Genomic DNA, 23,279 nt, shown 5'->3' with positions numbered 1-23,279 from the left:
GACGAGTCTCAGAGACCGTTCGGCAGGTAATTCTTGATAACCTTGCGGCCATCCGGTTCTGCGAGAACCATGGTGCCACGTGCATCACGAATGAACTTGTTGGAACGCTTGATCATGCCATGGCGCTTGCCAGCAGCGGCAGCCTTGACCTTGCCGGTTGCGGTGATCTTGAACCGCTTCTTGGCAGAGGACTTCGTCTTCATCTTGGGCATTTTGCTACTCCTTTTGTCCTCCCTGCGCGCTTTATCAAAAAAGCCCTTCTCGCGAAGTCCGGTTCTCCGGCCGTCGCAACAAGGTGCGGGAGCGTTTGTTGTTGATCTGCGGCATCGGCGACGAACCGTTCCGCAAGCATTCGAAACTGCCACGGCATGCCCTGCCGGTCAGTTCGGACGCGCGCTTATAACCGCAGCGTCATGAAAGTGCAACGGGGCGGCGGAGGAATCTTCGCTGCTCCCAAAATACACCGGCCCAAAGCAGAATGGCAGAAAGCACAAAAGCCGCCCTTGCGGACGGCCTTGGGCGAAAAACTGCCTGGCGCTTATTTCGGCGCCAGCACCATCATCATCTGGCGGCCTTCGAGCTTGGGTTCGGCTTCGACCTTGGCGAACTCGATCGTATCGGCCTTGACCTGCTGCAGAAGCTTCATGCCGAGTTCCTGGTGAGCCATTTCACGGCCGCGGAACTTCAGCGTCACCTTGACCTTGTCGCCTTCGTCGAAGAAGCGGCCCATCGCCTTCATCTTCACCTCATAATCATGGGTGTCGATGTTCGGGCGCATCTTGATTTCTTTGACTTCGACGATCTTCTGCTTCTTGCGCGCCTCGGCAGCCTTCTTCTGGTTGGCATATTTCAGCTTGCCCAGATCGAGGATCTTGCACACCGGCGGTTCGACATTGGGGGAAATTTCGACGAGATCGAGGCCGGCTTCTTCCGCCATTTTCAAAGCCTGGTCGGTGGGCACGATGCCGACATTCTGTCCATCAGCCCCGATCAGCTGAACTTTGGGAATGCGGATTTCACGGTTCGAGCGCGGTCCGTCCTTCACGGGCGCATCGGTTTTAAAAGGTCTGCGAATGGTCGTATTCTCCTCGCGTTGTTTTCGGAACGTTGCAGCCTCGCGCTCCCGATCAGGGGCACAAACGTGTCGCGTCATCGCTGCAACGGAGTCAATATCATCCTTTAGCGGAAAAATCACCCGCTGTCAGCCTGCCAAGAATCTGTTTTATAGGCCAAAACAACAGGAGTTTCGCCGATGTCCGATCAGATGCCCGATTCCGCGCCGCAGTTCCTGACGGTCGGCGAGGGCGAAGCGGCGCGTGAGATCGCCATGCTCGTCCGCCCGGCGCAAGCCGGCAATGGCGCGCCGGCGCTCGTCTGGCTGTCCGGCTACCGCTCCGACATGAGCGGCACCAAGGCGGTGGAACTCGATGGGCTGGCGGCAGAACTTGGGCTCGCCTGCATTCGCCTCGACTATTCCGGTCACGGACTTTCCGGCGGCAGCTTCGGCGACGGCACGATCTCGCGCTGGCTGGAGGAGGCGCTGGCCGTCATCCGCCATGTCGCGCCCGAACGGGTGATCCTCGTCGGCTCGTCGATGGGCGGCTGGATCGCGCTCAGGCTGGCGCAGGAGCTTGCGCGGCAGGGCGGCGTGACGCTCGCAGGCCCAAAGCTCGAAGGGATGGTGCTGATCGCACCCGCCCCCGATTTCACCTCGGAGCTGATCGAGCCGAACCTCAAGGCGAAAGAGCGCAAGTCGCTTGCCGAGCGTGGCTATTTCGAAGAGCGTTCGCAATATAGCCCGGAACCGAACATTTATACGCGGGCGCTGATCGAGGACGGCCGAAAGAACCGGGTGCTCGACGGCATCATCGAAACCGGCTGTCCGGTGCACATCCTCCAAGGCATGAAAGACACCGACGTGCCGCATGCGCATGCGATGAAACTGGTCGAACATCTTCCCGCCGACGACGTGGTGCTGACCTTCGTCCGCGACGGCGACCACCGCCTTTCCCGCCCCGGCGATATCGCGCTTCTCCTGAGTGCCGTCAAAGGCATCATCCGTTCATCAACAAATAGGCAGATGCCCGCTTGAACGGCAGAGGCGGATGAATTCGCCTGATGCAGGTCCCGCAACCCGTTGCATTTTAACCATATCGGCGGGTCGTAAGGTCCTCCCAAGAAGTAACGATTGACTCTTTTGGGCCCTCTCCATTAACACTTTGTTAATAAATAAGGGCGATGCAAGGAAAGAGCGGGCGTGCGGATCAAGGGTATCTTTGTGGCCATGATGGCCATGTTTGCGATGGCGACGGCCGCCATACCAGCCCCCAGCAGAAATGCTTCCATGGTGACAGGCAATGCCACCTCACAGCCGATCGGGCACTATGATTTCTGTCAGATTCACCGTATTGAATGCGGCGCAAACCGCAACGCCGGCCCCGTTGCCATGACCCCGGGGAAGTGGTCGCTCGTGCGTTCGCTCAACGCCACGGTCAACCGCACGATCACACCGATGACCGACAAGGAAATCTACGGCAAGGATGAGGTCTGGGCCTATCCGACCACCGCCGGCGACTGCGAGGATTTCGCGCTGTTGAAGCGCCGCATGCTGATCCAGCGCGGCTTTCCGGCTGCCGATCTGCTGATGACCGTCGTGCGCAAGCCGGATGGTGAAGGCCATGCGGTGCTGACGCTGCGCACCGCCGAGGGCGATTTCGTGCTCGACAACCTCGCCGCCGACGTCAAGCCGTGGTTCGGCACGCCCTATTCCTTCGTCAAGCGCCAGTCGAGCTACAATGCCGGCCGCTGGGTCACCATCGAAAACGGCCGCGACGTCCTGGTCGGCGCGCTGCGGTAAGGGCTGCAATAGAGAATGTGGAAAGGGCCGGCTGTTTTGCCGGCCTTTTTGTTTTGCCGGGTGGTTCTTAATATAGGGAGGGCTGCCTTTCGCTGCGCTCAAGGCGTTCGTCACTACCGCTCCTCACCCCCCTCATCTGCCCTGACGGGCATCTTCTCCCCGCTGGGGAGAAGGGGGAGCAATCCCACACGGGTGTCATTCCCAAACCAATGCCGCAAGGGGAACGAGGCGCCGCCACGACTCCGCTTCTCCCCAGCGGGGGTCCGAAGGACGGGTCGAGACCCGTGGCTCGACCCCGGTCGATGCCGGCAGGCAGATGAGGGGGTGAGCGGCGAAGCCGCGAGTGCACTGAGCGTAAGCGAAGGGCAAGGGCCGGCTTGATGCCGAGTATGACGCACCGTCTCCCCGCCCTTCGCTTCAAGCTCAGGGCGTTCGTCGCTGCAATCGATTCACTGGATCGATTGCTCGGGCTGCGCCCCACCGCTCCTCACCCATTCCCGATCAGGATACCCGCCCCGAGCACCAGGCCGCCGCCGAGCACCACCTGGAAGGCGGCGCGCAGGAAGGGGGTTTCCATGTAGCGGTTCTGGATGAAGGCGATAGCCCAGAGTTCGAAGAAGACGACGACGGCAGCGGTGATCGTCGCCGTCCAGAAGTGCGGGATCAGATAGGGCAGTGCGTGGCCGAGGCCGCCGAGCGCCGTCATGATGCCGCAGGCAAGGCCGCGCTTGACCGGCGAACCTCTGCCGGAGATCTTGCCGTCGTCATGGGCGGCCTCGGTGAAGCCCATCGAGATGCCGGCGCCGACGGAGGCCGAAAGACCGACGAGAAAGGTCTGCCAGGTATCCTGCGTGGCGAAGGCGGCGGCGAAGATCGGCGCCAGCGTCGAGACCGAGCCGTCCATCAGTCCGGCAAGACCGGGCTGCACATAGGTCAGCACGAATTGCCGATGCACCGTCGCGTCCTCGTCGTGCTTGATGTCTTCGGGCGTATGTTTGTCGCCCAGCATGCGGGCGATATCCTCATGCCCCTGTTCGGCAAGGGCGAGATCGCCGAGAAGCTCACGCGTCGAGGCGTCCGAGGTGCGCTTGGCCGCCTCGACATAGAAACGATAGGCCTGCTCCTCCATCGCCTCGGATTCCTGCCGCATCGCATCCAGCGAAAGGTTTGCTCTCAGCCAGTCCGGCTTGCGCTCGTAAAAACCCTGCACATGCTCGCGCCGGATCAGCGGGATGCGCTCGCCGAAACGCTGGCGATGGATCTCGATCAGCGACTTGCGATGCGTGTCCTCGACCTCGGCCATATCCTCGAAGACCTTGGCCGAGGCCGGAAATTCGCGGCGCAGCCTGTCGGCATAGGCGAGATAGATGCGGGCATCGTCTTCCTCGGAAGCGATCGCCAGGGCGAGGATCTCCTGCTCGGACAGCGACTCGAAAGATCGTTTCGAGGATCTGAAAAATCGCGCCAGCATAATTTTCTCCAGAATTTAGAATTATTCTAAATCTAAAGAACGTGGTGATAGCGGTCAAGTGCGCGAACAAGCCAACTGACAGAATGCCGCAAGCGGCACGGAGGACTTTGGCACGCTGCGATAAACACCTATATGGGAGGGCGCCGCACCACGCGGCGCCGGGGTTTTGCAATGGATAATGAGATTCAGGGCCGCCCTGCCCATGTCGCGGCGATCCGCGAAAGGGCGGAGGCTGAGATGCGGGACATGGGCGTCGACGCGGCCTTCATCGACAGGCTGGTCGAGACCTTTTACGGGCGCGTGCTGACGCATCCCGATCTCGGCCCGGTGTTCGACGCCAGGCTATCCGGGCGATGGCCGGAGCATATGGCGAAGATGAAGAGTTTCTGGTCGGCCGTCGCCTTCCGCAGCGGCGCCTATGGCGGCAAGCCGGTGCAAGCGCACACCGGTGTCCAGAACCTGACACACGATCTCTTTCCGAAGTGGCTGTCGCTGTTTGCCGCAACGCTCGACGATATCGCGCCAACGCCGGAGGCCAAGGCTTGGTTCATGGCGACGGCGGAGCGGATCGCCAAGAGCCTGACATTGTCGCTGTTCTACAATCCGGCGCTCGACGATCCCGCGCGCAAACCCACCTAAGAAATCTCAGGCCTTTTCCGCCGAGGCGGTGGCGCCGGCGCTGGCTGCCACGACGAGCGCCGTACCGAGCATCTGCAGCGCGGTCATCGGCTGGGCGAGGATCAGAAAGCCGGCGAGCGCGCCGAGCGCCGGTTCGAGGCTCATCAGGATGCCGAAGGATGCCGACGGCATGCGCCGCAGCGCCACCATCTCCAGCGCATAGGGCAGGAGCGGCACGAGGATGGCAAGGCCGAGAACCTCAACCAGTCCCTTCACCGTGAAGGCGCCCCCGGTCTCGGCCAGACCGAAGGGTGTCGCGACGAGGCCGGCAACGATCAGCGACATGGAGAGACCTTCCAGCCCCTTGAAGGCAGCGCCGACCTTCTTCGTCAGCAGGATATACACCGCCCATCCCACAGCCGAGCCGAGGGCGAAGAGGACACCCGGGAGATTGCCGACCCAGCCTTCGCCGTCATGGGCGAGGAAGAGAATGCCGGCCGCAGCGATCAACGGCCAGGTGAGCCGCCAGCTCAGGCCATAACCGAAGACGGCGACCGAGAGCGGCCCGAGGAAATCGATGGCGATCGCCAGTCCGAGCGGCAGCCGCTGGATCGCCGCGAAGAAGCACAGTGTCATGGCAGCCGTCGTCGTGCCGAGCAGCAACGTCGCCCGCCATTGGGCGCCGCTATAACGCAGCACCGAAGGCCTGACAACGGCGGCAAGGATGATCGCCGCGAAAGCAAGCCGCAGCCAGGTGGCACCGGCAACGCCATAAGTCGCAATGGCTGACGAAGACAGTGCCGCGCCGAACTGGATCGACGACATCGACATCAGGCACATCACGACGCCCGCCGCCAAGCCGCCCGAAGTCGGCGATACGCCCGGCTGCGCGATCAAGGCTGCGCCGTCCGTCCTCGTCTCGATATTCTTGATGTCCATGTGGCCCCCGATCCTGGCGCCGTTCTAAGCCGAAGACGGGGGAGAACCAAATTCAAACTTTTCATGCCGGGATCAAGAGCGCTGATGCTGGGGCGCTAGGGAACGGCCGGCGGTGTGGGATCGATCCCGCGCCTTGGCCCAGGAGATCGCCGATAAGTGCCCCTCACCCTAACCCTCTCCCCGTAAACGGGGCGAGGGGACGTGCCCTGCGAGAGCGAAGTGGGAACGGAGAGGTCGCGGCATATCCCCTTCGCCCCGCGAGCGGGGAGAAGGTGGCGGCAGCCGGATGAGGGGCAGCCATCGGCGCGAACCGGCCAGCAAAAGCTCTTATGGGAAATCAGCGACGGCCGGTAAGGATGATTTCTTCGGCGTCTTCGGCGCTCATGTCGAAGACCTTCCTGCCGATGTCGAAGCTGAAGCCGTTGCGGGCAAAAGCCGAAAGCTCTTTGGCCTTTCGCTTTTCGTCGAGCTCGACCCGGCGGAAGGGACCGAAAGCACGCTTGCGGGCAAAAATCGCTGCGGCATAGAGATCGTCAGCCTCTTCAAGTGCTGCCTCGACCCTGTCGCTGGAGACGCCCTTGGCAGCAAGCTTCTGGGCGATCGCGCGCTTCGATTTACCGCCGCGCACGGCCGAGCGCGTGCTGATCTCCGCATAGGCGCTGTCGTCGAGCACCTTGTTGTCATAGGCAAATTTGACCGCGAAATCGGCGATGGCCTTGAGTTGCGCCGCGCTGATATCCTCGAATTTCTCCTTCGCCTTGCGGGTGATGGCGTCAAAGAGCTGCTTTTCCGTCATCATCCGCCGCTCCAGGCGATAGATAGCGGAATTGCGCGCCCAGCTCAGCATGCGTGATGTCGGGATATCGGATGGAACGGTCTCGTCGTTCATCGGTGGTGATCAGGCTTCCAGACCCTTGAGGACATTGGCAACGTTGAGGCCGATCTCCGGCACACCGTAGCCGCCCTCCATGCAGGCGAGCACCGGCAGGCCGGCGGCTGATATCATCGCGCCCATGCGGGTGAAATCGTCGGAGGTGAGGCTGAAGAAGGAGATCGGATCGCGCTCGAAGGTATCGACGCCGAGCGCCACGACGATCGCCTCGGCGCCGAAGGCCTCGATCCGGGCCAGCGCATCGGCAAGAGCCGAAGACCAGACATCCCAAGATGTGCCAGGCGGCATCGGATAGTTGCGGTTGGCGCCGGTGCCTTCTCCCTCGCCTTCCTCGTCGGCATGGCCGAGGAAATAGGGAAAGGCGTGCATGGGATCGCCATGCAGCGAGGCGGTGAAGACGTCGCCGCGACGATAGAAGAGATCCTGCGTGCCGTTGCCATGATGGAAATCGACATCCAGCACCGCGACTTTTCTCGCACCGCGATCGATAAGCCGCTGCGCGGCGACGCCCGAATTGTTGATGAAGCAATAGCCGCCGAAGAGATCGATGCCGGCATGGTGGCCGGGCGGGCGGCAGAGCGAAAAGGCGAAGCGATTGCCCTGCGCCAGCCAGTTGGCGCCTGATATCGCGCAGCGCATGGAAGCGATCGCCGCCTCGTAGGAACCCTTGGTGATCGAGGTATCGGCGGCATTGGCATAATGGCCGATCGCACCGACGATATTGTCGGGCACGCGCTGGCTGGTGCGGCGAACGGCGAAGGAATTGGCGATCGCCTCGCCGGTGAAACCAGCCGCCACCCAGCGGTCCCAGACGGTGGCGAGGAAATCCAGATAGGCGGGATCGTGCACTTTTCGAGCCGTTTCCAACCCGTACGCATCAGGCGCCACCACGTCGGTAAAGCCCGCCTCCCTGACCGCCGCGAGGATCCATTCGGCTCGAAACGGCGCCTCGAAGGGCGTCACCAGCTGACCGGCGTGCAGCTCGGTCCTGGCATCGCGCAGCTTGTGGTCTTCGGAATAGATGACGCGCATTTCAGATCCTGTCCTTTACGGAAAATCGATCAGATAGTGTGGATTTTAGTTTGGCATTTCAATTTCGGAATTTGCATGCTGCTGCTAGGTTTAGCCAACGAGGACAAGGCGATTTTTCGCTAAGGATTTTTCCAGACGGCGCCGGATTTCTTCTGGCAACCGACAACATCGATAATTTGCCAAACGACTCAAGCCCGCATGCAAATGCGGAACTCGACATCGCCACGATCGGCAAATTGCTCGAGCACCCAAAGTACGCCATGCAAGTATGGCAAACGCCACATCGCCGCGGGGATTCCGCCGGCCTGGCCTGACGTCCTAACTAGTCGCGGCAGCGTTCGAGCTGGAGACCGCGGGGTCAACGTTAGGGAAGAATGACTTCGGTTCGATTGAAGACTTATTCTGCGCGAACAACTCCACCACCAATCATAAAGTAAGTAAGTTTTTGTCGATAGACTGTGGGATGATTGGCTGCTCATCGAATGCTCGGTATTGCAATTATTCATCAAATCTTGAGTCTGCTTTACATCCTATTGCGTTAGATAGAATGCCATGCTATGCAATCATGGGTATAATTATAAGGCGCAAAAAGCATTCTTTGCGAGATGGCGCTTTACATCGGAAAATGACGTTTATTTAACGGCGTTGAGGGCTGCGCTGATGGATTCACTACGTCTAATTTCTCTAATCTTAGTTAGTATACTTGGAAGTTGCTCGACCGTCGATAGCTACCCGACCAACCGGGGCGCCGGTCCCGACCAGTACAATACCGGTCAAGCTTCCGGCTCCTATTATCTTCCCAAACACCTGGTGAAGGCAACCTTTACCGGCACTACGTCTCGGCCAACTGTTACATTCGCAACGAGGGCGGTCGCCGACAGTCGCGCAGAAATGCGTACCGGCATGAACCTCTCAGGCTTCTCCGATGACACAATTAAAATTAGCTACGCCAACGGAATGCTTACTGAAGTCTCTTCCGTCAATGACGACAAGACGGCTGACATACTCATCAAAATCGCCAAGACGGCTGGCGCCTTCCTTGACGAACAGCTAGGGACGCATTCGGTTGAGTTTGATCCGTATGATCTATCGCAAACTCGCATGGCCAATGAAATCATTCGCAAAACCTATCCGGGATTCTGCATCGAGGCGGAGTTGTCGCCCGGCGTCTGGAGTGGCTGCCAGGAGCCTGCAGGGATACGTGCAGGATACGTTGCATCGTCGCTGCCTCGACTACCCGGCATCTATTACCGGCGCGCTGTGCCGCATCTTGTCCGCTTGATGAAAGGCGGCCGACCCTATCAGATGGAAACCGTGATGATGGCGAACGCCTCGCCGATCTATCGCGTGGATATCAAGCGCACCGCCTTCGTGAAGCGCGAAACTCTTGTTAAATTCACAGACGGGGAGTTGACGAATGTGGAAGTCACCAAGCCGTCCGAAGGCGTTGCAATCGCGTCGCTGCCGATTTCCATCGTTAGTGCCGTGATAGAAGGGCCGGTCGACGCGCTGACACAAAGGAAGGCGGTCCAGGAGGCCCGGGCCGCCCTTTACACAGCGCAAGCCAATACGCTGAAAGAACGCGTGGCACTTGAGAAGGCGAGGCTTGAAGCTGAAGGCCCAGGCGCCAGCGCCGAAGGAAGCAATCTGAGTGTCGGTATTGGCGATCTGGCAGACTGCCGGCAAGCTGGATACTCCGACCCAGCTGTCTGCCGCGCAATCATTCAATCCGGGAAATGAGACATGACCGCACGGCTGGCTATGATCATTGTTCTTAGCCTGCTGTACCTCCTGCCGGCAGCGGTGGGCGCGCAAACTCTTGAAGGCGGCGAGTGGCCCGTCGATCAGCCTCTCCCTGTCCCTAGACCATCAACCGAGATTTGGAATGGGACGAACAGCTCGAACCGGCTGGTGGCCGCCATTGAGTATGTCGACGCACAAAACGTCCCACGCATCTGCAGCGGTCTCATTATTGCCGGGAACTTCGTCCTGACGGCCGCCCACTGCACCTGTCATCGACACACTTATCTTGTATCGATCAATGACAATGTTCTCGACGGCAATGCCTCCTGGCATACGGCAGACCTTCGCGCCCAGTTTACGCCGAATGTCTGCCAGACCGGCAAAGCGGCGGGCGACGACCTCGCGATCCTGGAACTCAGGCAGGCCTTTGTGCTGGAGGAAGCAGATAGTTGCAGCGGATTTAGCCTGACGAACAACATAAGGCTGGCAAGCGAAACTTTCGACCAGGAAACACACTTGACGGTAGCCGGGTTCGGACTCGATGGACGGATTCCGGGCTCAACTGGACAGCGGCGATCAGCATCAATTCCTATGCGCTCGGCGTTTTGCACGGCGAACCTCTTCCGCAGTTTAGGATGCAGGCCCTTCAAGGAGTTTATGCTCGGGAACCTTGAATCGAAGAAAGTCATGGCCTGTGGCGGGGACAGCGGTGGGCCGGTGTTTCGGATCGAGAACGGTCATCTCCTCCCGATTGGTGTCGTTTCGAGAAGCGCCTTTTTTCCCTCTCACTCGTACTTGCGAACATCGTGCGGAAGCGTTGGCATCTATACTCATCTAGGCCGGCTGGATGTGAAGCGATGGATTGAGCAGGTAACCGATGGTAAAAAGGGAACCGACTGCGGGATCGTCAAATGACAAAGAGAGCGAGCACAATCACCTTCAGAATGCTGATCGCATTGGCGCTCATCGCATGTTCTGTGGTTTCGCCACCCCAGCGCGCGATCGCATCAAGCCCGACCGTGCGGCAATGTAGCACGGCTGAAGCTCGCACCGATTTCGGCAAGACGTTCTCGCAAGATCTCAAGGTGCAGGCTGGGTCAGTGAAGCGAGTTGCTCCGCCCAACGGAGCGCCGGCCTATTCGCTCAGATTGCATTTGCACGTCGACGGGACGGTATCCAGGGGAACGCAAGTGGTGTTCCGGGATGAGAACTATTCCTTTCTTGCCAGTGCGGGACCTCTTGATTTTACGACCGATCAAGATGGGGCGTCGCTTTGGACCGGAAGCATGGTCGCAAAATCCGTGTTGGTTGAGTATGTTTCCGACAACCCATCTTCCACACTCACCGTCGATACCTTGATTGCGTCGCCTGAGCAGACCGAAACAGCACGAGTGTTTTCCTCGCGAACGTCCACACCAACCTGGCCTTTCGTCGAGGATAGCGATGACGTTCCTGCCAAGATGTTGAGCGACAAGGTTGGCTTTCTCGTCGGCACGTCGATAGAGGGCGCAGACGCAAAGAACTGGTGCTGCACGGCCGTCCTTGTTGCCCCCGACGTCGCACTGACAAATTGGCACTGTGGGCCGGTTTCGGACGAAGGGCGCCGCTGGGAAAACTCGGATTGTTCGGCGATTCTGATTGATTTTGGATGGCTGAAAAGCGCTGAGCGGATCCGCCGCCAATATAGTTGCAGCGAGATTCTTGCAGCAAACGAGCAGCTCGACTTCGCGTTTCTGGCCATCAAACCGGTAATAGGCTCTGGCGCTGTGGTAGGACAACCGGCCTTCGTCAAGCGTGGCAAACCGCCGGCAGCAACGAGCAAAATTTTTGTGATACATCACGCAATGTGCAATTTTAAGCGGATAAGCAATTGCTCTGTCGATGGCGCACAGTATCCCGGCTGGACAACACCCCTGCCTCTTGGGTCGCCCAGCCTCACGCAGAAGAACTTCACCGAATTTACTCACTTCTGCCCAACTGAGGCTGGCTCGTCCGGCGCACCCGTGTTTGACGACACCGGCAGGCTGGTGGGCCTGCATCATGCCGGGTTCAACGTCGATCCCTCTTGCCCAGACGACCGCCTGAACAAGGCGATCCGGATTGACGCGATCCTGAATTCTCTAAGCACTGATCATTCCGAACTCCTTCAACGATTGGGATGGACGCAATGACCAAATCTGTTCTCATTCCAGTAGTCACTCTAGCCGCTATATCATCATTCGCATCGATGGTGCGGGGACAGGAGCCGGGCCAGTCCAACCAGACTCCAGCAGATAATCAGCCGAGCCAGACTATTGTCAATTCGCAGACCACGCCCGGCCTGTTCCTTTCGTTTCAAGGAGGCACGCCAGGAGACAATGCATCGACCGTCATGCAAAGCCTCCAATCAATCGATGCCTTGCCCAAGAGGGCATACACCGTCATGCAGGGCGAAAGTCTTTGCAGTATCTTCGATAAGCTGAATTATCCCCCGCCATGCACTGCATTTACAGGCATCGCGGAGGCCTTGAATCCCGGCCTGGACCCAGTGAAGCTAGAGCAGAACCAGCAGATTCAGGTGCCAGACTTCCGATTTATTAAGTACACTGGAGTTCGCCGCTTCGACGGGGACGAGCTTGAACTGCAGAAAGCCGGTAACCTGCAGAAAACCTGGACGCACCTGAACCCGATTCAAAACCATATTAATCGCAAGACGACAGTAATTCGCTACGACGCATTCCGGGTCTTTTTACCAGCGTCATCTGACGACGACATGGAGCGGATCAAAAACTCACTGGAATCTCTGTCGATCACGAATTTCTCGCTTGATCCCCAACGTTCTGAGCCTGAGCGTGGAAAGGTCAACTCGTCAACAGACGCTATCAAAATCGCGTGTGGCGCGGGAACCGTGCCCCCGCAACTCAACTACCTTGAGATGATGCGCTACGACAAGTCGGCAATGTCGTCAGTAACCGGTAGCGCCTCTGCACAAGTCCAGGTGCATCTTCTCGACGAGCCGTTAAACCCGTTCCCGACCGTGCCTTTCACAACAGGCGTAAGATGCCGTTGGGCACAGTTCGATCGCAATCTGCATCACTCTACTCATCTTGCGAGCATCATTGCGAGCCCGACGATGGCGAACACCGGCTTCATCGGGCTTGCTCCAAATGCCGTCCTCAAACCGTTCGACTGGGTGCAACATTCTCAAGGAGAGCTCGTAGCTTTCCCGGAACGAGATATAAAACTCAGCAACCTCCTAAACGAGGAGGCTGAACATGGCCTTCCGATCGACGTGTTCGTTGCGGCAACACAGTTCGCCGCCAAGGAATCAGGGCATAGAAGCTTGCTAAGCCTGACGATCGAAGAAACGTCGCCGCTTCTTGTGGTATCGGCCGGTGAGCCGGACGAAGGGGCCTCGCCAAGTGCGATCTCAAAAGGATCGTCGCTGTCGCCGCAGAACCTTGGATCATTGAAAAACGTTCTCGTCGCGACTGCTTGCGAAAAATGCAATGATGCGGATCCGGCGCCTCTTGGATCGGCGAATTTTTCCGATGATACGGCGCCACCAATGGTTCATGTAGCAGCCCCCGGTGCCGAGGCCATACCCGGCTGGCTTGACGATAAGAGTATGGGTGAAGCGGAGGGGACCTCGCCGTCGACAGCTTTTGTCGCTGGCGCGATTGCCAACATGCTTGGGCGATATCCGGAGGACTATTTTGCCGCTTTCGTCGCCAAGCGCCGTGTTCAGGTCACCAGTTGGCCGATCGCTGACAAGCTTGTTGCGGCGGGTGTCGTCGATCCTGTTCTCATGCAACTGGATCCCACGATGGACTGGATAAAGGATTTGAATGGCAAATGGCGCTCCGCCAAAGTCAAATCGCTGAGCCCAAAGGACGTCTTTTACGAAGTCATTGCTGATGGTTCACGTAAATTCGTTCCATCCAACACTATCCTACGGAGCGTCGACCTTGGATCCGATAAAGGATTTGCGGTTTACTACGACATGGCGATGACAGACCAGAAACCTAAAGGCGCAGTTGGCAAGCTCTATGGAGTGAAACCTGTGGCAGACCTGCAGATTCAATTCTGTGATGGTACGATTGAGCCGCTCTCTCAAACCCTGGATTTCATCGCGAGACTGCCGAAGAACGGTTGTTGAGATATAAACGCAGTCCCGAGATTTTAGATGCCTTCTTTCCTAAAATTGAGGGAGAGCATCATGCGCAAATCGAATTTCAGCGAAGAGTTTAAGCGTGGCGCGGTGCGACAGTTCACTAAACGGGGCTATCCGATACTGGCCAATCCAGTTCGCCTCGATCTGTGATCGACTTTGAATGGATGAGCCAACGGAGTTTCGACACCTACTGTTCAGCGCGAAGACACAATATACTGAAAATCAATAACCAATTCCGGATGACCCATCCGCTCGGATGAAGGCCAGAGCAACGGCATTCAACGTCTCAGAAAATCGCTTTGCGTACGCGCCATAGCTCGTAAGGCCCGTTATACCCTTCTCTCGCCGAAGCTGATTAGGACTCCTTGCGGCATCTTCATGGCATGGGGATTGATGCGGTCTGTTTCCTTGCTATTGATCATTTTCAAGACGTCTTCCGACTTTGCAAATGCGGACAACTCGGCCGCCAAGAATACAGGCTTTTCGGCTCCGCGGACTTATATGGATTGAGATGTGGCACTGTTTATAACGCCACCTTCGACGGTGTTTTGAGAACAAGGAAATTTTCCGCATGAAAGTGCTGATGGTCGATGTCGACGGCGTGCTCATTCATGGTCGTCCGACCGATGGTCTGCCTCATTTCACCCATCTCGAGCGCGATCTCGGCCTGCGTGTCGACCTGCTGCAGCAGGAATTCTTTCAGACCCACTGGCGGGATATCATCATCGGCCGCGAGGCACTGGAGCCGAGGCTCGCCGGTGTTCTCGCAAAGATCGCGCCCCACCTCAGCGCCGAAATACTGATCGACTACTGGTTCGAAAACGATTCCCGCCTCGATTTCAATCTGCTGGAAGAGCTCGCCGCTCTCAGGCAAAGCGGCATCACCCTCTTGCTGGCGACGAACCAGGAGCATAGGCGGGCACGCTACCTGATGGAGCAGATCGGCCTTAAAGCGCATTTCGACGACATCATCTATTCCGCAGCACTCGGGCACAGCAAGCCTTCGCCCGATTTCTTCCAGCTGGCGACCGAGCGGGCCGGCGTACCGCCCGGCGAGATCGGCTTCATCGACGATATGGCGGTGAATATCGAAGCGGCGCGGCAATTCGGCTGGAATGCCGCGCAATGGACGGCGGGCGCGACGCTTGGCGGCGCGCTTGCTGTCTTCGCCAGGACGGCTTGAGCGGGGCCGGCGCAATCAGGCGAGCCGTTTGTAGAACAGGGTGGTGGCGCAGAAACCGCCTTCCGGCCACAGCGCGTAATCCGGAATGACACCGACGCGCTGCCAGCCCAGGCGCGGATAGATCGCCTCGGCATCGCTGCCGGTTGCCGTGTCGAGCACGAGCAGGGTCTTGCCGCGGCTTGCCGCCTCGCGTTCGGCGGCATCCATCAGCAGCCGGGCGAGCCCCTTGCCGCGGGCCGAGCGATGCACCAGCAGCTTCTTCAGATCGCCGCGATGCGGCTGGTTCGGCATCTGCGCCGCGCCCACCTGCACCGTGCCGACGATCCTGCCGTCGAGTTCAGCGACCAGCAGCAGATTGCCGCCCGCAGAGACGGCATCGGCGACATCGCGCCAATAGGGCCCGGCATCTTCAGGCCCATAGGGCTGCATGAAGCCGACGGAGGCGCCGCCCGCGACGCAATCGACAAGTACCTCCGAAAGAGCCGGAATGGCGGCGCGGGCCTCCTCGGCGGAAAGGGTACGAATAGCGGACATGCTGTTCTCCTGAGAATATTGTTATCGGCCGCCGCGATCGAGCACGACGCAATAACGCGCCGGCGCGTTGCCGGGATTGTGGAAGACGTGGCCCTCGCCGACCGGCATGAAGAGGCAATCGCCCGGGCGCAGCCGGTAGACGGTTTCACCCGCCGTCATCTCCAGCTCGCCGTCGAACAGCCAGATATGCTGCGTCATGCCATGGGCGCCCGCATGCGGGGGGAAGCTGACGCGGGCGCCAGGGGGGAATTCGACCTCGACGATATCGACATCGGAAGCCGTGCCCGGGGGTGAAACTGAGCGTCTGAGATAACCGGTCTCCGGATCGCGCCAGACCTGCTGTTCCTGCCGACGGGCGAGCGGCGAGGCCAGCCCCTCTTCCGCAAAGAAGGCCGACAGCGACAGGCCGAGCGCGGCGCAGATCCTTGCCAGCAGCGAGGCGGTCGGGCTCGCCTCCGCCCGTTCGATGCGCGAGATCATCGCCCGGCTGACGCCGGAGGCCGCAGCCAGATCCTCGAGCGTCAGAGCCTTTTCCTGCCGCAGCGTGCGGATGCGAATGCCGATCGCCTGTTCGAGTTCCGGTTCCATTTTCCAGTCCCATGATTCCACTATAAGAGAAATACAGTATCTGATGATGGAATCAAGTGGCTACAAAAGCGGCCAAACGCGCCTTGCTTTCGCCGCTGCGCCGTCCCTATATGGCGGCGTAATCCGAGGAGACAACGATGGACGCCAGTACACAGAGCACGGAACTGACGGGAAGCTTCACGGCTGCCGCCTGGGACAGGATCGCGCCGATCATGGCTGAAATCGAGGCCTTGCCGCTGCTGCAGCGGCTTTCGGACGGCACGCTGCCGCCCGAGATCTTCCGGCACTATATCCTGCAGGATGCGCTCTACCTCAAGCATTATGCGCGATGCTTGGCGATCGTCGCGGCCAAGGCGCCCGACAATGCGCAGGTCCTGCGCTTCCTCGGTTCGGCGCAGAAGGCGATCACCGTCGAGCAGGGCCTGCATGCCGGCTTCCTCACCCAATTCGGCATCACGTCTGCGGACGTCACATCAGCCGAGCCCTCGCCCGCCGGCTTTGCCTATACGAACTTCCTGCTTGCCACCGCCTATCACAGCTCCTACGCGGTGGCGCTGTCCTCCATCCTTCCCTGCTTCTGGATCTACTGGCATGTCGGCGAAGCGATCAAGAACCGGCCTGTTATCGAGGGCAATGCCTTCCAGGCCTGGATCAACACCTATGGCGATCCGCAATTTGCCGCTGGCGCCCGCGAGGTGATCGCGCTGACCGACATCGCCGCCCGCGCCGCATCGCCGGTGGAGCGGGCGCAGATGACCGATGTCTTCGTGCGCGCCTCGCAATATGAATGGATGTTCTGGGATTCGGCCTGGCGGCTGGAGACGTGGCCGGTCTGATACGCGCCCGACATAGGACGAAATAGCGTAAACAGCGGGATAATTACCGCTTTGCGGCAGGGGGCGGCGCTGCTATATGGCGCGCATGAGCACCAATTCCACCACTCCGCTGTCCCATATCCGCAACTTTTCGATCGTGGCCCATATCGACCACGGCAAATCGACGCTGGCCGACCGCCTGATCCAGACGACGGGCGGCCTTGCCGAGCGCGAAATGTCCGAGCAGGTGCTCGACAATATGGATATCGAGCGCGAGCGCGGCATCACCATCAAGGCCCAGACCGTGCGCCTGCATTACCAGGCGAACAACGGCGAGAAATACATTCTCAACCTGATCGACACGCCCGGCCACGTCGACTTCGCCTATGAAGTCTCACGGTCGCTGTCGGCCTGCGAGGGCTCGCTGCTCGTCGTCGATGCCAGCCAGGGCGTCGAAGCGCAGACGCTCGCCAACGTCTATCAGGCGATCGACAATAATCACGAGATCGTCACCGTCCTCAACAAAATCGACCTGCCGGCGGCCGAACCCGACCGCATCAAGGAACAGATCGAGGAAGTGATCGGCATCGACGCTTCGGAGGCCGTGCTGATTTCGGCAAAGACCGGCCTTGGCATTCCCGACGTGCTGGAAGCGATCGTCCACAAGCTGCCGGCGCCGAAGAGCCCCGGCGGCGAAAAGGCGCCGCTGAAGGCGCTGCTGGTCGACAGCTGGTACGACGCCTATCTCGGAGTCATGGTTCTCGTCCGCGTCATCGACGGCGTGCTGACCAAGGGCCAGACGGTGCGGATGATGGGCACCGATGCGAAATACCAGGTGGAGCGCGTCGGCGTGCTGACGCCGAAGATGGTCAATATCGACCGCCTCGGCCCCGGCGAGATCGGCTTCATCACCGCCTCGATCAAGGAAGTGGCCGACACCCGCGTCGGCGATACGATCACAGAGGACAAGCGGCCGACGGCCCAGGCGCTGCCGGGCTTCAAGCCGGCCCAGCCGGTGGTGTTCTGCGGCCTCTTCCCGGTCGATGCCGCCGATTTCGAGGATCTGCGCGCCGCCATGGGCAAGCTTCGCCTCAACGACGCCTCCTTCTCCTTCGAAATGGAATCGTCGGCGGCCCTCGGTTTCGGTTTCCGCTGCGGCTTCCTCGGCCTGCTGCATCTCGAAATCATCCAGGAACGGCTGGAGCGCGAGTTCGACCTCGATCTGATCGCCACCGCACCCTCCGTCGTCTACAAGATGTACATGAACGACGGCACGGAGCGCGAGCTGCACAATCCGGCCGACATGCCCGATGTCGTCAAAATCTCGGAAATCCACGAACCGTGGATCCGCGCGACGATCCTGACGCCCGACGATTATCTCGGCAGCATCCTGAAACTCTGCCAGGACCGGCGCGGCATCCAGATCGAACTCACCTATGTCGGCACGCGCGCGATGCTGACCTACGACCTGCCGCTCAACGAAGTCGTGTTCGATTTCTACGACCGGCTGAAGTCGATCTCGAAGGGTTATGCCTCCTTCGACTATACGCTGACCGACCACCGCGAGGGCAACCTCGTGAAGATGTCGATCCTCGTCAACGGCGAGCCGGTCGACGCGCTGTCGATGATGGTGCACCGGACGGCAGCCGAAAAGCGCGGCCGCGACATGTGCGAGAAGCTCAAGGAGCTGATCCCGAAGCACATGTTCAAGATCCCGATCCAGGCGGCGATCGGCGGCAACGTCATTGCCCGCGAGACGATCTCGGCGCTGCGCAAGGACGTGACCGCGAAATGCTACGGCGGCGACGCCACCCGCAAGCGCAAGCTGCTCGACAAGCAGAAGGCCGGCAAGAAGCGCATGCGCCAGTTCGGCAAGGTGGAGATCCCCCAGGAAGCCTTCATCGCAGCGCTGAAGATGGGCGACGAATAACGCTTCTCAACGGTATTTTATGCGCATACAATGTGCGCATAAAATTGAGGAGATCGTTATGGCTCAGCAGCCAAGAAAAGCAGCGAACCTGTCTCTTGACGAAGGTCTCGTCTCCCAAGCGCGCGAGCTCCAGATCAACATTTCCCGGGCGGCGGAAGATGGTATCGCAAAGGCCATAAAGGCGGAGCGCGAGCGGCTTTGGCGTATCGAGAACGCCGAGGCTATCCGTCTGGAAAACGAATATGTTGAAAAGCACGGCTTGCCCTTCGCCAAATACCGTCAGTTTTAATGGCACGCTTTCACGTCTATCACCTTAAAAGCGGAAATCTCCTGGCCATCGATCTTCAGGCCAATCTGCTTGACGATCTGCCTTCGCGCGTCATGGTTCCGTTGCATCCAGTACAGGAACTGAGCTGGTCGATCTCGCGACTGAACCCACGCTTTACCATCGAGGGTGAAACCTATGTCATGGCCACCCAGCGCATGGCATCGGTCCCGACCACGGAAATAGGAAAAGCGGTCGCAGATCTATCGGGCAAAAGCGATGCCATCATCGGCGCCATGGACTTTCTCTTCCAGGGCTTCTGAGATCAACTTCGCGCCATATACTCCTTCACCAGCCCCTCATAGGCCTCCATCTCCGGCAGCGCCGTGTAGCTGTATACTGCGCCGGTCTCGGCAAAGGACAGCTTCTCGCTCGTCCAGGTCTCGATGAAGGGCGTGAACCAGCTCGGGTCGTCGAGCATGGTCGCGCGCAGATTGACGAACCAGTCCATGCCTTCCGGGCGGGTGAACATCCAACTCATGCAATGCGGGCAGAAATAATGCTTCGTGACGCCATGCAGGCCGCCGATGACAGGCTCGCCTTGTGTCACCTCGAAGCCTTCGCTCGGGATGGCCGCACTCAGCGAGTAGGCGCTCGCGGTCATTTTCTGGCACCCGGTGCAATGACAGGCCATGGTGAGCAGCGGCGGGGCGCCGATCTTCAATCGCACCCGGCCGCAACGGCAGCCGCCCTCCATCGGTAAATTCAGTTCGCTCATGATTCCCTCCCGTTTGTCCTCTCATCTAGCGGAATGATCGCTGCTGTCGAGATGGCAGATCATCGCGGAATGGCGGTCTTGCCGGCGTTAGCGGATGCGGGCTGGATTGCCGACTACGGTTGCGCCGGCCGGCACATCCCTGGTCACCACCGCACCGGCGCCGACAATCGCACCGTCGCCGATGGTGACGCCGCCGAGGATGATGGCGCTGCCGCCGATCCAGACATCGCTGCCAATGGTGACCGGCCTGGCGATCTCGATACCTGTGCTGCGCAGTGCCGGATCCTTGTGATGCTCGGCGCAATAGATCTGCACGCCGGGGCCGAACATGCTGCGATCGCCGATCGTCACCCGGCCGGAATCGAGGATGGTGCAGCCGACATTGAAATAGACGCGTTCGCCGAGAGTGATATTGATGCCGTAGGAGCAGTGAAACGGTGCTTCGATGAAGACATTAAGTGCTGCCTGCGCAAAGAGCGCCTTCAGGGCCGGCGCCATCGCGCCGCGCTCATCCGGCGGCAGCGTATTGTGCGCGTGGACGGCCAAGCGTGCCTGCCGACGCAGGAGATCTAGTTCGTCATCGAGGCAGCAATACCATTCGCCTGCCGCCATCTTTTCGCGTTCGCTGGCCGGCATCGCATCACCCCTTACGCCGAGGCCTGCGACAGCATTTCGACCTCTTTCCGTTCGATCAGGCCGACCCAGGCGCGCGCAATGGCAAGGCCCGCGGCATCGGCGGCTCCGGCATGTCTTGCCGCCAGCTCTGCATGGTTCTCCAGCCAGCCCGGCGCAATGCGCGCGATCGTATCGGCAAATTCGGCCTTCCATTGCTCGATGACCGCTGCATTGGCCTCGAAATGGAACTGGGTGCCATAGACGGCGCGGCCGATGCGGAAGGCCTGGTTTTCGGCGACGGGGCTCGAGGCGAGACGGACCGCGCCCTCGGGCAGGGAAAACGTATCGGCATGCCATTCGAAGATGGTGAATTCACCGCCAAGCGCCGACAACAGCGGATCGGCCCGGCCCTCGGCGGTGACGCCGATCCCGTGCCAGCCGAATTCACGGGCGATTCCTAAATGATTGTCGGCGCCATAGGCGCGAGCGAGGATCTGGCTGCCGAGGCAGATGCCGAGCACCGCCTTGCCGGCATCACCGAAGCGGCGCGTGAGCCGGACGAGTTCCGGCAGGTAGGAGTTGGCTTCATCATCCAGCGCGCTCTGCTCGCCGCCGAGAACGACCAGCGCGTCATGGCCGGATATATCTTTCGGCAGGACGCCATCCTGCCACACCCGAAACCACTCGATCTCCGCGCCCGCCTCGTCGAGGGCCGCGGCAAGCGCGCCGAGGCCGGTATTCCGCATGTTTTCGATGACTGCGACGCGCATAGGCTCTTCCTGATATGGCCGACCACGGGAAAAGACCATGGCGCAGCGCGGCGTGCAAGACGCTTGTGAGAGGGCGATTGCGCGCACGCGCCACAGGGCTTAAATCTCAGCAAACGAAAGGACATCGCCATGACCGAGAAAGCCCGCGTCACGATCCTCTACTGCACCCAGTGCAACTGGCTGCTGCGCGCCAGCTGGATGGCGCAGGAGCTGCTGCACACATTTTCCGACAGCCTCGGTGAAGTGGCGCTGATCCCCGCCACCGGCGGCAATTTCGAGATCCGCGTCAATGGCGATCTCATCTGGGAGCGCAAGCGCGACGGCGGCTTTCCCGGGCCGAAGGAGCTGAAGCAGCGGGTCCGCGACATCGTCGAGCCCGGCCGCGATCTCGGCCACGTCGACCGCGCCTCGCTCGAAAGCTGACCACGATGATCAGCGATAGGGCGAGCGGCAGGTCTTGTAGATGCCCTCATAGGTGAGGAAACGATCCGTCCTCGGATTGTAGGAGCGGTATTCGTTGCTGCACCAGGCGGCATGGCTGTTCATGTCGCGCGGCTTCGGCTGCACCCTTTGCACCGGCGGCGGGTCATAGGTCAGCTGCGGCGGCCCGGCAGCGCCCGGCCGGTAATAGGTCGGTCCGGTCGCGCCGCGCGGCCGGTAGTTCGGCTGGACATAGGCGGGGCGATGCCATTGCTGCGGCCCGAAACCGAAGCAGCCGCGAAAGTCGCAGAGCGTCGAGCCCGTGTTCAGCGGCCCAACCCCCGGCTTGCCGAGCTTCAGCGAATCAGCGCCGGCGATTGCGGGCGTGAGAATGGCGAGAAGGCCGGCGAGCAGAAGCGTGCGAGCAGCGGGCATGAGGCGTTCCTTTCGATATTTCCTTTATATAGGGCGTGACCACCGAAGCGCTATGCCGTCTCGGGTTACTCCCGCCCATGTGATCGGCAGCTTTCTCGCCAACTGTCAGAAAAACTTCAAAAACCCAGTTGACAGTCAGGGGCCACCCCCTTACATCGCTCTCCGTCGCCCAGATGGCGGAATTGGTAGACGCGCCAGCTTCAGGTGCTGGTACCCGAAAGGGTGTGGAGGTTCGAGTCCTCTTCTGGGCACCATTCCATTCTTGATCGCTACCAAGATCAAGGAGTTAAGCCTTTTCAACCAAGTTGTGCATTGGTGCCCTGTAGCAAAGGCCAGCCGCGATGCGCTTGAGGCTTGTTCACTCGATCGCTCCCAAGAACTCTCCGAAATCCGGATTTCTGGACGCTTATTCCCACAGGTCTTGATAGCTGACCTGCATTGACTCCCTCACCCCCAAATGCGAACATAAAGCGAACATAATGGAGTCTTGCAATGATCCGATACGCCACGTCCGCAGCCGGCAACCCCCAGCAACCAAAGGCGCGTGAGGTGTCCGCTGCCGAACCGGCCGTTGAAATGCCGCGTACCAAGCCGGTCATTGAGGTAGCTTCTGCCGGCGCGGCGCTTGCTGCTTACCCGTTGCTGCCCAACGGCGAATCAGATGAGCTCGGCTCCGACACTCTGCAGAAGACCACCAAACCACCACGCCGTGCGGCAACCAAACGTAAGCCCAAGGTCGCCGAGGCAGATACTCCACTCCAGCTTAGTCTAGAGGCTTAGACGCAACGATCCGGCCAACGTATGGCGGCGCGTGGAGAACTCCCACCATAATCTATATAGCACTTCGGAATCCCGAAATTGGTTGCGGGCCTGAAATCATTGGATGTTTCTCGGCGGCGACAGCCCGCGAAAGGCGGCGAATTTCGGGATCCCGAAGCGGGGGAATTTCGGGATTCCGAAGTGGGATTTTTTCTTCAGGCTGATGCGCCGGGCCTTTGCTGGGGGCAATCGGCCGGCGGTATCTGACGTTTTCCTATCAGGATCGGCCGCTTCTGGCCGGATCAATTGCGCCCGCTTGGCGCTCCTCGTAAAACTCGAAGGACGTGCCTTCGGCCAACGGGATTCCCGAACGGCGAGCCTGTTCCATTGCTCAAACGCACGGCCTGCGAAACGCGCGGCTGCCCGTTCCGATAGCCCCGCAAGCCTCGCACAAGAACGAAATCGGATACCGGGGCAAGGAT

Annotated in this window: 26 protein-coding genes, 1 tRNA gene and 2 pseudogenes; 16 read left to right on the top strand and 13 right to left on the bottom strand. The window is 59.9% G+C overall.

Annotated features, from left to right (window positions below; genetic code table 11):
* Positions 1-8: 8 nt before the first annotated feature.
* Positions 9-212 carry a 50S ribosomal protein L35 gene (gene rpmI / locus V8P77_RS20550; protein WP_003544621.1) on the bottom strand — a complete coding sequence of 68 codons (204 nt, stop codon included), beginning with the start codon at positions 210-212 and terminating at the stop codon, positions 9-11.
* Positions 213-538: 326 nt separating this feature from the next.
* Entirely contained in the window at positions 539-1,075 is a 537-nt protein-coding gene (gene infC / locus V8P77_RS20545; protein ID WP_072640862.1) for a translation initiation factor IF-3, read from the bottom strand.
* A gap of 177 nt (positions 1,076-1,252) precedes the next feature.
* Between infC and V8P77_RS20540 the strand changes: the two genes are divergently transcribed.
* Complete coding sequence (locus V8P77_RS20540; protein WP_335914014.1) at positions 1,253-2,092, top strand: alpha/beta hydrolase; 840 nt, start codon at positions 1,253-1,255, stop codon at positions 2,090-2,092.
* A 165-nt stretch (positions 2,093-2,257) separates the two neighbouring features.
* On the top strand, positions 2,258-2,857 hold the full coding sequence (locus tag V8P77_RS20535) for a transglutaminase-like cysteine peptidase (protein WP_131639995.1): 600 nt from the start codon (positions 2,258-2,260) through the stop codon (positions 2,855-2,857).
* A gap of 487 nt (positions 2,858-3,344) precedes the next feature.
* Here V8P77_RS20535 and mbfA read toward each other — a convergent pair whose 3' ends face one another.
* Complete coding sequence (gene mbfA, locus V8P77_RS20530; protein ID WP_335914013.1) at positions 3,345-4,328, bottom strand: iron exporter MbfA; 984 nt, start codon at positions 4,326-4,328, stop codon at positions 3,345-3,347.
* 171 nt (positions 4,329-4,499) lie between these two features.
* Between mbfA and V8P77_RS20525 the strand changes: the two genes are divergently transcribed.
* Positions 4,500-4,967, top strand: a complete 468-nt coding sequence (locus tag V8P77_RS20525) for a group III truncated hemoglobin (protein WP_335914012.1) — start codon at positions 4,500-4,502, stop codon at positions 4,965-4,967.
* Between the two features lie 6 nt (positions 4,968-4,973).
* On the opposite strand, the gene V8P77_RS20520 is transcribed toward V8P77_RS20525, so the two are convergent.
* The 3 genes from V8P77_RS20520 to V8P77_RS20510 form a co-directional block, all read right to left on the bottom strand.
* A complete protein-coding gene (locus V8P77_RS20520; protein ID WP_335914011.1) occupies positions 4,974-5,885 on the bottom strand; it encodes an EamA family transporter in 912 nt (303 codons plus the stop codon).
* A 337-nt stretch (positions 5,886-6,222) separates the two neighbouring features.
* Positions 6,223-6,774: a recombination regulator RecX gene (gene recX, locus V8P77_RS20515; RefSeq protein WP_335914010.1), complete on the bottom strand. Its 552-nt coding sequence runs from the start codon at positions 6,772-6,774 to the stop codon at positions 6,223-6,225.
* Between the two features lie 9 nt (positions 6,775-6,783).
* Positions 6,784-7,809 carry a histone deacetylase family protein gene (locus V8P77_RS20510; protein WP_335914009.1) on the bottom strand — a complete coding sequence of 342 codons (1,026 nt, stop codon included), beginning with the start codon at positions 7,807-7,809 and terminating at the stop codon, positions 6,784-6,786.
* A 50-nt stretch (positions 7,810-7,859) separates the two neighbouring features.
* Between V8P77_RS20510 and V8P77_RS20505 the strand changes: the two genes are divergently transcribed.
* From V8P77_RS20505 to V8P77_RS20480, 6 genes are all read left to right on the top strand, one after another.
* The gene (locus tag V8P77_RS20505) at positions 7,860-8,123 is read left to right on the top strand and encodes a hypothetical protein (protein WP_335914008.1); all 264 of its coding nucleotides are present in this window, start codon (positions 7,860-7,862) and stop codon (positions 8,121-8,123) included.
* A 238-nt stretch (positions 8,124-8,361) separates the two neighbouring features.
* Positions 8,362-9,549, top strand: coding sequence for a hypothetical protein (locus V8P77_RS20500; protein WP_335914007.1), 1,188 nt, complete (start codon positions 8,362-8,364; stop codon positions 9,547-9,549).
* A gap of 3 nt (positions 9,550-9,552) precedes the next feature.
* Positions 9,553-10,467, top strand: coding sequence for a trypsin-like serine protease (locus V8P77_RS20495; protein WP_335914006.1), 915 nt, complete (start codon positions 9,553-9,555; stop codon positions 10,465-10,467).
* On the top strand, positions 10,464-11,723 hold the full coding sequence (locus tag V8P77_RS20490) for a trypsin-like serine peptidase (protein ID WP_335914005.1): 1,260 nt from the start codon (positions 10,464-10,466) through the stop codon (positions 11,721-11,723). Before V8P77_RS20495 ends, V8P77_RS20490 begins: the two co-directional genes overlap by 4 nt.
* On the top strand, positions 11,720-13,690 hold the full coding sequence (locus V8P77_RS20485; protein WP_335914004.1) for a S8 family serine peptidase: 1,971 nt from the start codon (positions 11,720-11,722) through the stop codon (positions 13,688-13,690). The genes V8P77_RS20490 and V8P77_RS20485 overlap by 4 nt, the downstream gene beginning before the upstream one ends.
* Positions 13,691-14,276: 586 nt before the next feature.
* Positions 14,277-14,888, top strand: a complete 612-nt coding sequence (locus tag V8P77_RS20480) for an HAD family hydrolase (protein ID WP_335914003.1) — start codon at positions 14,277-14,279, stop codon at positions 14,886-14,888.
* Between the two features lie 15 nt (positions 14,889-14,903).
* On the opposite strand, the gene V8P77_RS20475 is transcribed toward V8P77_RS20480, so the two are convergent.
* Positions 14,904-15,422, bottom strand: a complete 519-nt coding sequence (locus V8P77_RS20475) for a GNAT family N-acetyltransferase (RefSeq protein ID WP_335914002.1) — start codon at positions 15,420-15,422, stop codon at positions 14,904-14,906.
* 21 nt (positions 15,423-15,443) lie between these two features.
* Positions 15,444-16,010 (bottom strand): helix-turn-helix domain-containing protein, encoded by a 567-nt coding sequence (locus V8P77_RS20470; protein ID WP_335914001.1) that lies wholly within the window; start codon positions 16,008-16,010, stop codon positions 15,444-15,446.
* A 137-nt stretch (positions 16,011-16,147) separates the two neighbouring features.
* On the opposite strand from V8P77_RS20470, the gene tenA reads away from it, so the two are divergent.
* The 4 genes from tenA to V8P77_RS20450 all read left to right on the top strand — a co-directional run bounded on the left by tenA (position 16,148) and on the right by V8P77_RS20450 (position 19,343).
* Positions 16,148-16,846, top strand: a complete 699-nt coding sequence (gene tenA, locus V8P77_RS20465) for a thiaminase II (protein ID WP_026265542.1) — start codon at positions 16,148-16,150, stop codon at positions 16,844-16,846.
* 76 nt (positions 16,847-16,922) lie between these two features.
* Positions 16,923-18,755, top strand: coding sequence for a translation elongation factor 4 (gene lepA, locus V8P77_RS20460; protein WP_027669207.1), 1,833 nt, complete (start codon positions 16,923-16,925; stop codon positions 18,753-18,755).
* Positions 18,756-18,813: 58 nt separating this feature from the next.
* Positions 18,814-19,044: a type II toxin-antitoxin system CcdA family antitoxin gene (locus V8P77_RS20455; RefSeq protein WP_003544591.1), complete on the top strand. Its 231-nt coding sequence runs from the start codon at positions 18,814-18,816 to the stop codon at positions 19,042-19,044.
* The gene (locus tag V8P77_RS20450) at positions 19,044-19,343 is read left to right on the top strand and encodes a CcdB family protein (protein ID WP_335914000.1); all 300 of its coding nucleotides are present in this window, start codon (positions 19,044-19,046) and stop codon (positions 19,341-19,343) included. The genes V8P77_RS20455 and V8P77_RS20450 overlap by 1 nt, the downstream gene beginning before the upstream one ends.
* Positions 19,344-19,345: 2 nt before the next feature.
* Here V8P77_RS20450 and V8P77_RS20445 read toward each other — a convergent pair whose 3' ends face one another.
* The 4 genes and pseudogenes from V8P77_RS20445 to V8P77_RS20435 form a co-directional block, all read right to left on the bottom strand.
* The gene (locus V8P77_RS20445; protein ID WP_335913999.1) at positions 19,346-19,798 is read right to left on the bottom strand and encodes a GFA family protein; all 453 of its coding nucleotides are present in this window, start codon (positions 19,796-19,798) and stop codon (positions 19,346-19,348) included.
* 90 nt (positions 19,799-19,888) lie between these two features.
* Positions 19,889-20,044: pseudogene (locus V8P77_RS34820) on the bottom strand (DapH/DapD/GlmU-related protein); the annotation flags it as partial.
* Positions 20,045-20,278: 234 nt separating this feature from the next.
* A pseudogene (locus tag V8P77_RS34815) lies at positions 20,279-20,410 on the bottom strand (maltose acetyltransferase domain-containing protein); the annotation flags it as partial.
* 35 nt (positions 20,411-20,445) lie between these two features.
* On the bottom strand, positions 20,446-21,222 hold the full coding sequence (locus V8P77_RS20435; RefSeq protein ID WP_335913997.1) for a type 1 glutamine amidotransferase: 777 nt from the start codon (positions 21,220-21,222) through the stop codon (positions 20,446-20,448).
* A gap of 90 nt (positions 21,223-21,312) precedes the next feature.
* Between V8P77_RS20435 and V8P77_RS20430 the strand changes: the two genes are divergently transcribed.
* Entirely contained in the window at positions 21,313-21,606 is a 294-nt protein-coding gene (locus V8P77_RS20430; protein ID WP_003544579.1) for an Rdx family protein, read from the top strand.
* A 9-nt stretch (positions 21,607-21,615) separates the two neighbouring features.
* Here V8P77_RS20430 and V8P77_RS20425 read toward each other — a convergent pair whose 3' ends face one another.
* On the bottom strand, positions 21,616-22,038 hold the full coding sequence (locus V8P77_RS20425) for a BA14K family protein (RefSeq protein ID WP_335913995.1): 423 nt from the start codon (positions 22,036-22,038) through the stop codon (positions 21,616-21,618).
* Positions 22,039-22,205: 167 nt separating this feature from the next.
* On the opposite strand from V8P77_RS20425, the gene V8P77_RS20420 reads away from it, so the two are divergent.
* A tRNA-Leu gene (locus V8P77_RS20420) sits at positions 22,206-22,292 on the top strand.
* A 238-nt stretch (positions 22,293-22,530) separates the two neighbouring features.
* On the top strand, positions 22,531-22,818 hold the full coding sequence (locus tag V8P77_RS20415; protein ID WP_335913994.1) for a poly(hydroxyalkanoate) granule-associated protein: 288 nt from the start codon (positions 22,531-22,533) through the stop codon (positions 22,816-22,818).
* The last annotated feature ends 461 nt before the right edge of the window (positions 22,819-23,279 follow it).

It is taken from the genome of Rhizobium aouanii, assembly GCF_037002925.1.
Taxonomy (GTDB): domain Bacteria; phylum Pseudomonadota; class Alphaproteobacteria; order Rhizobiales; family Rhizobiaceae; genus Rhizobium; species Rhizobium aouanii.
This window is presented reverse-complemented; position numbering and strand designations above follow the sequence as displayed.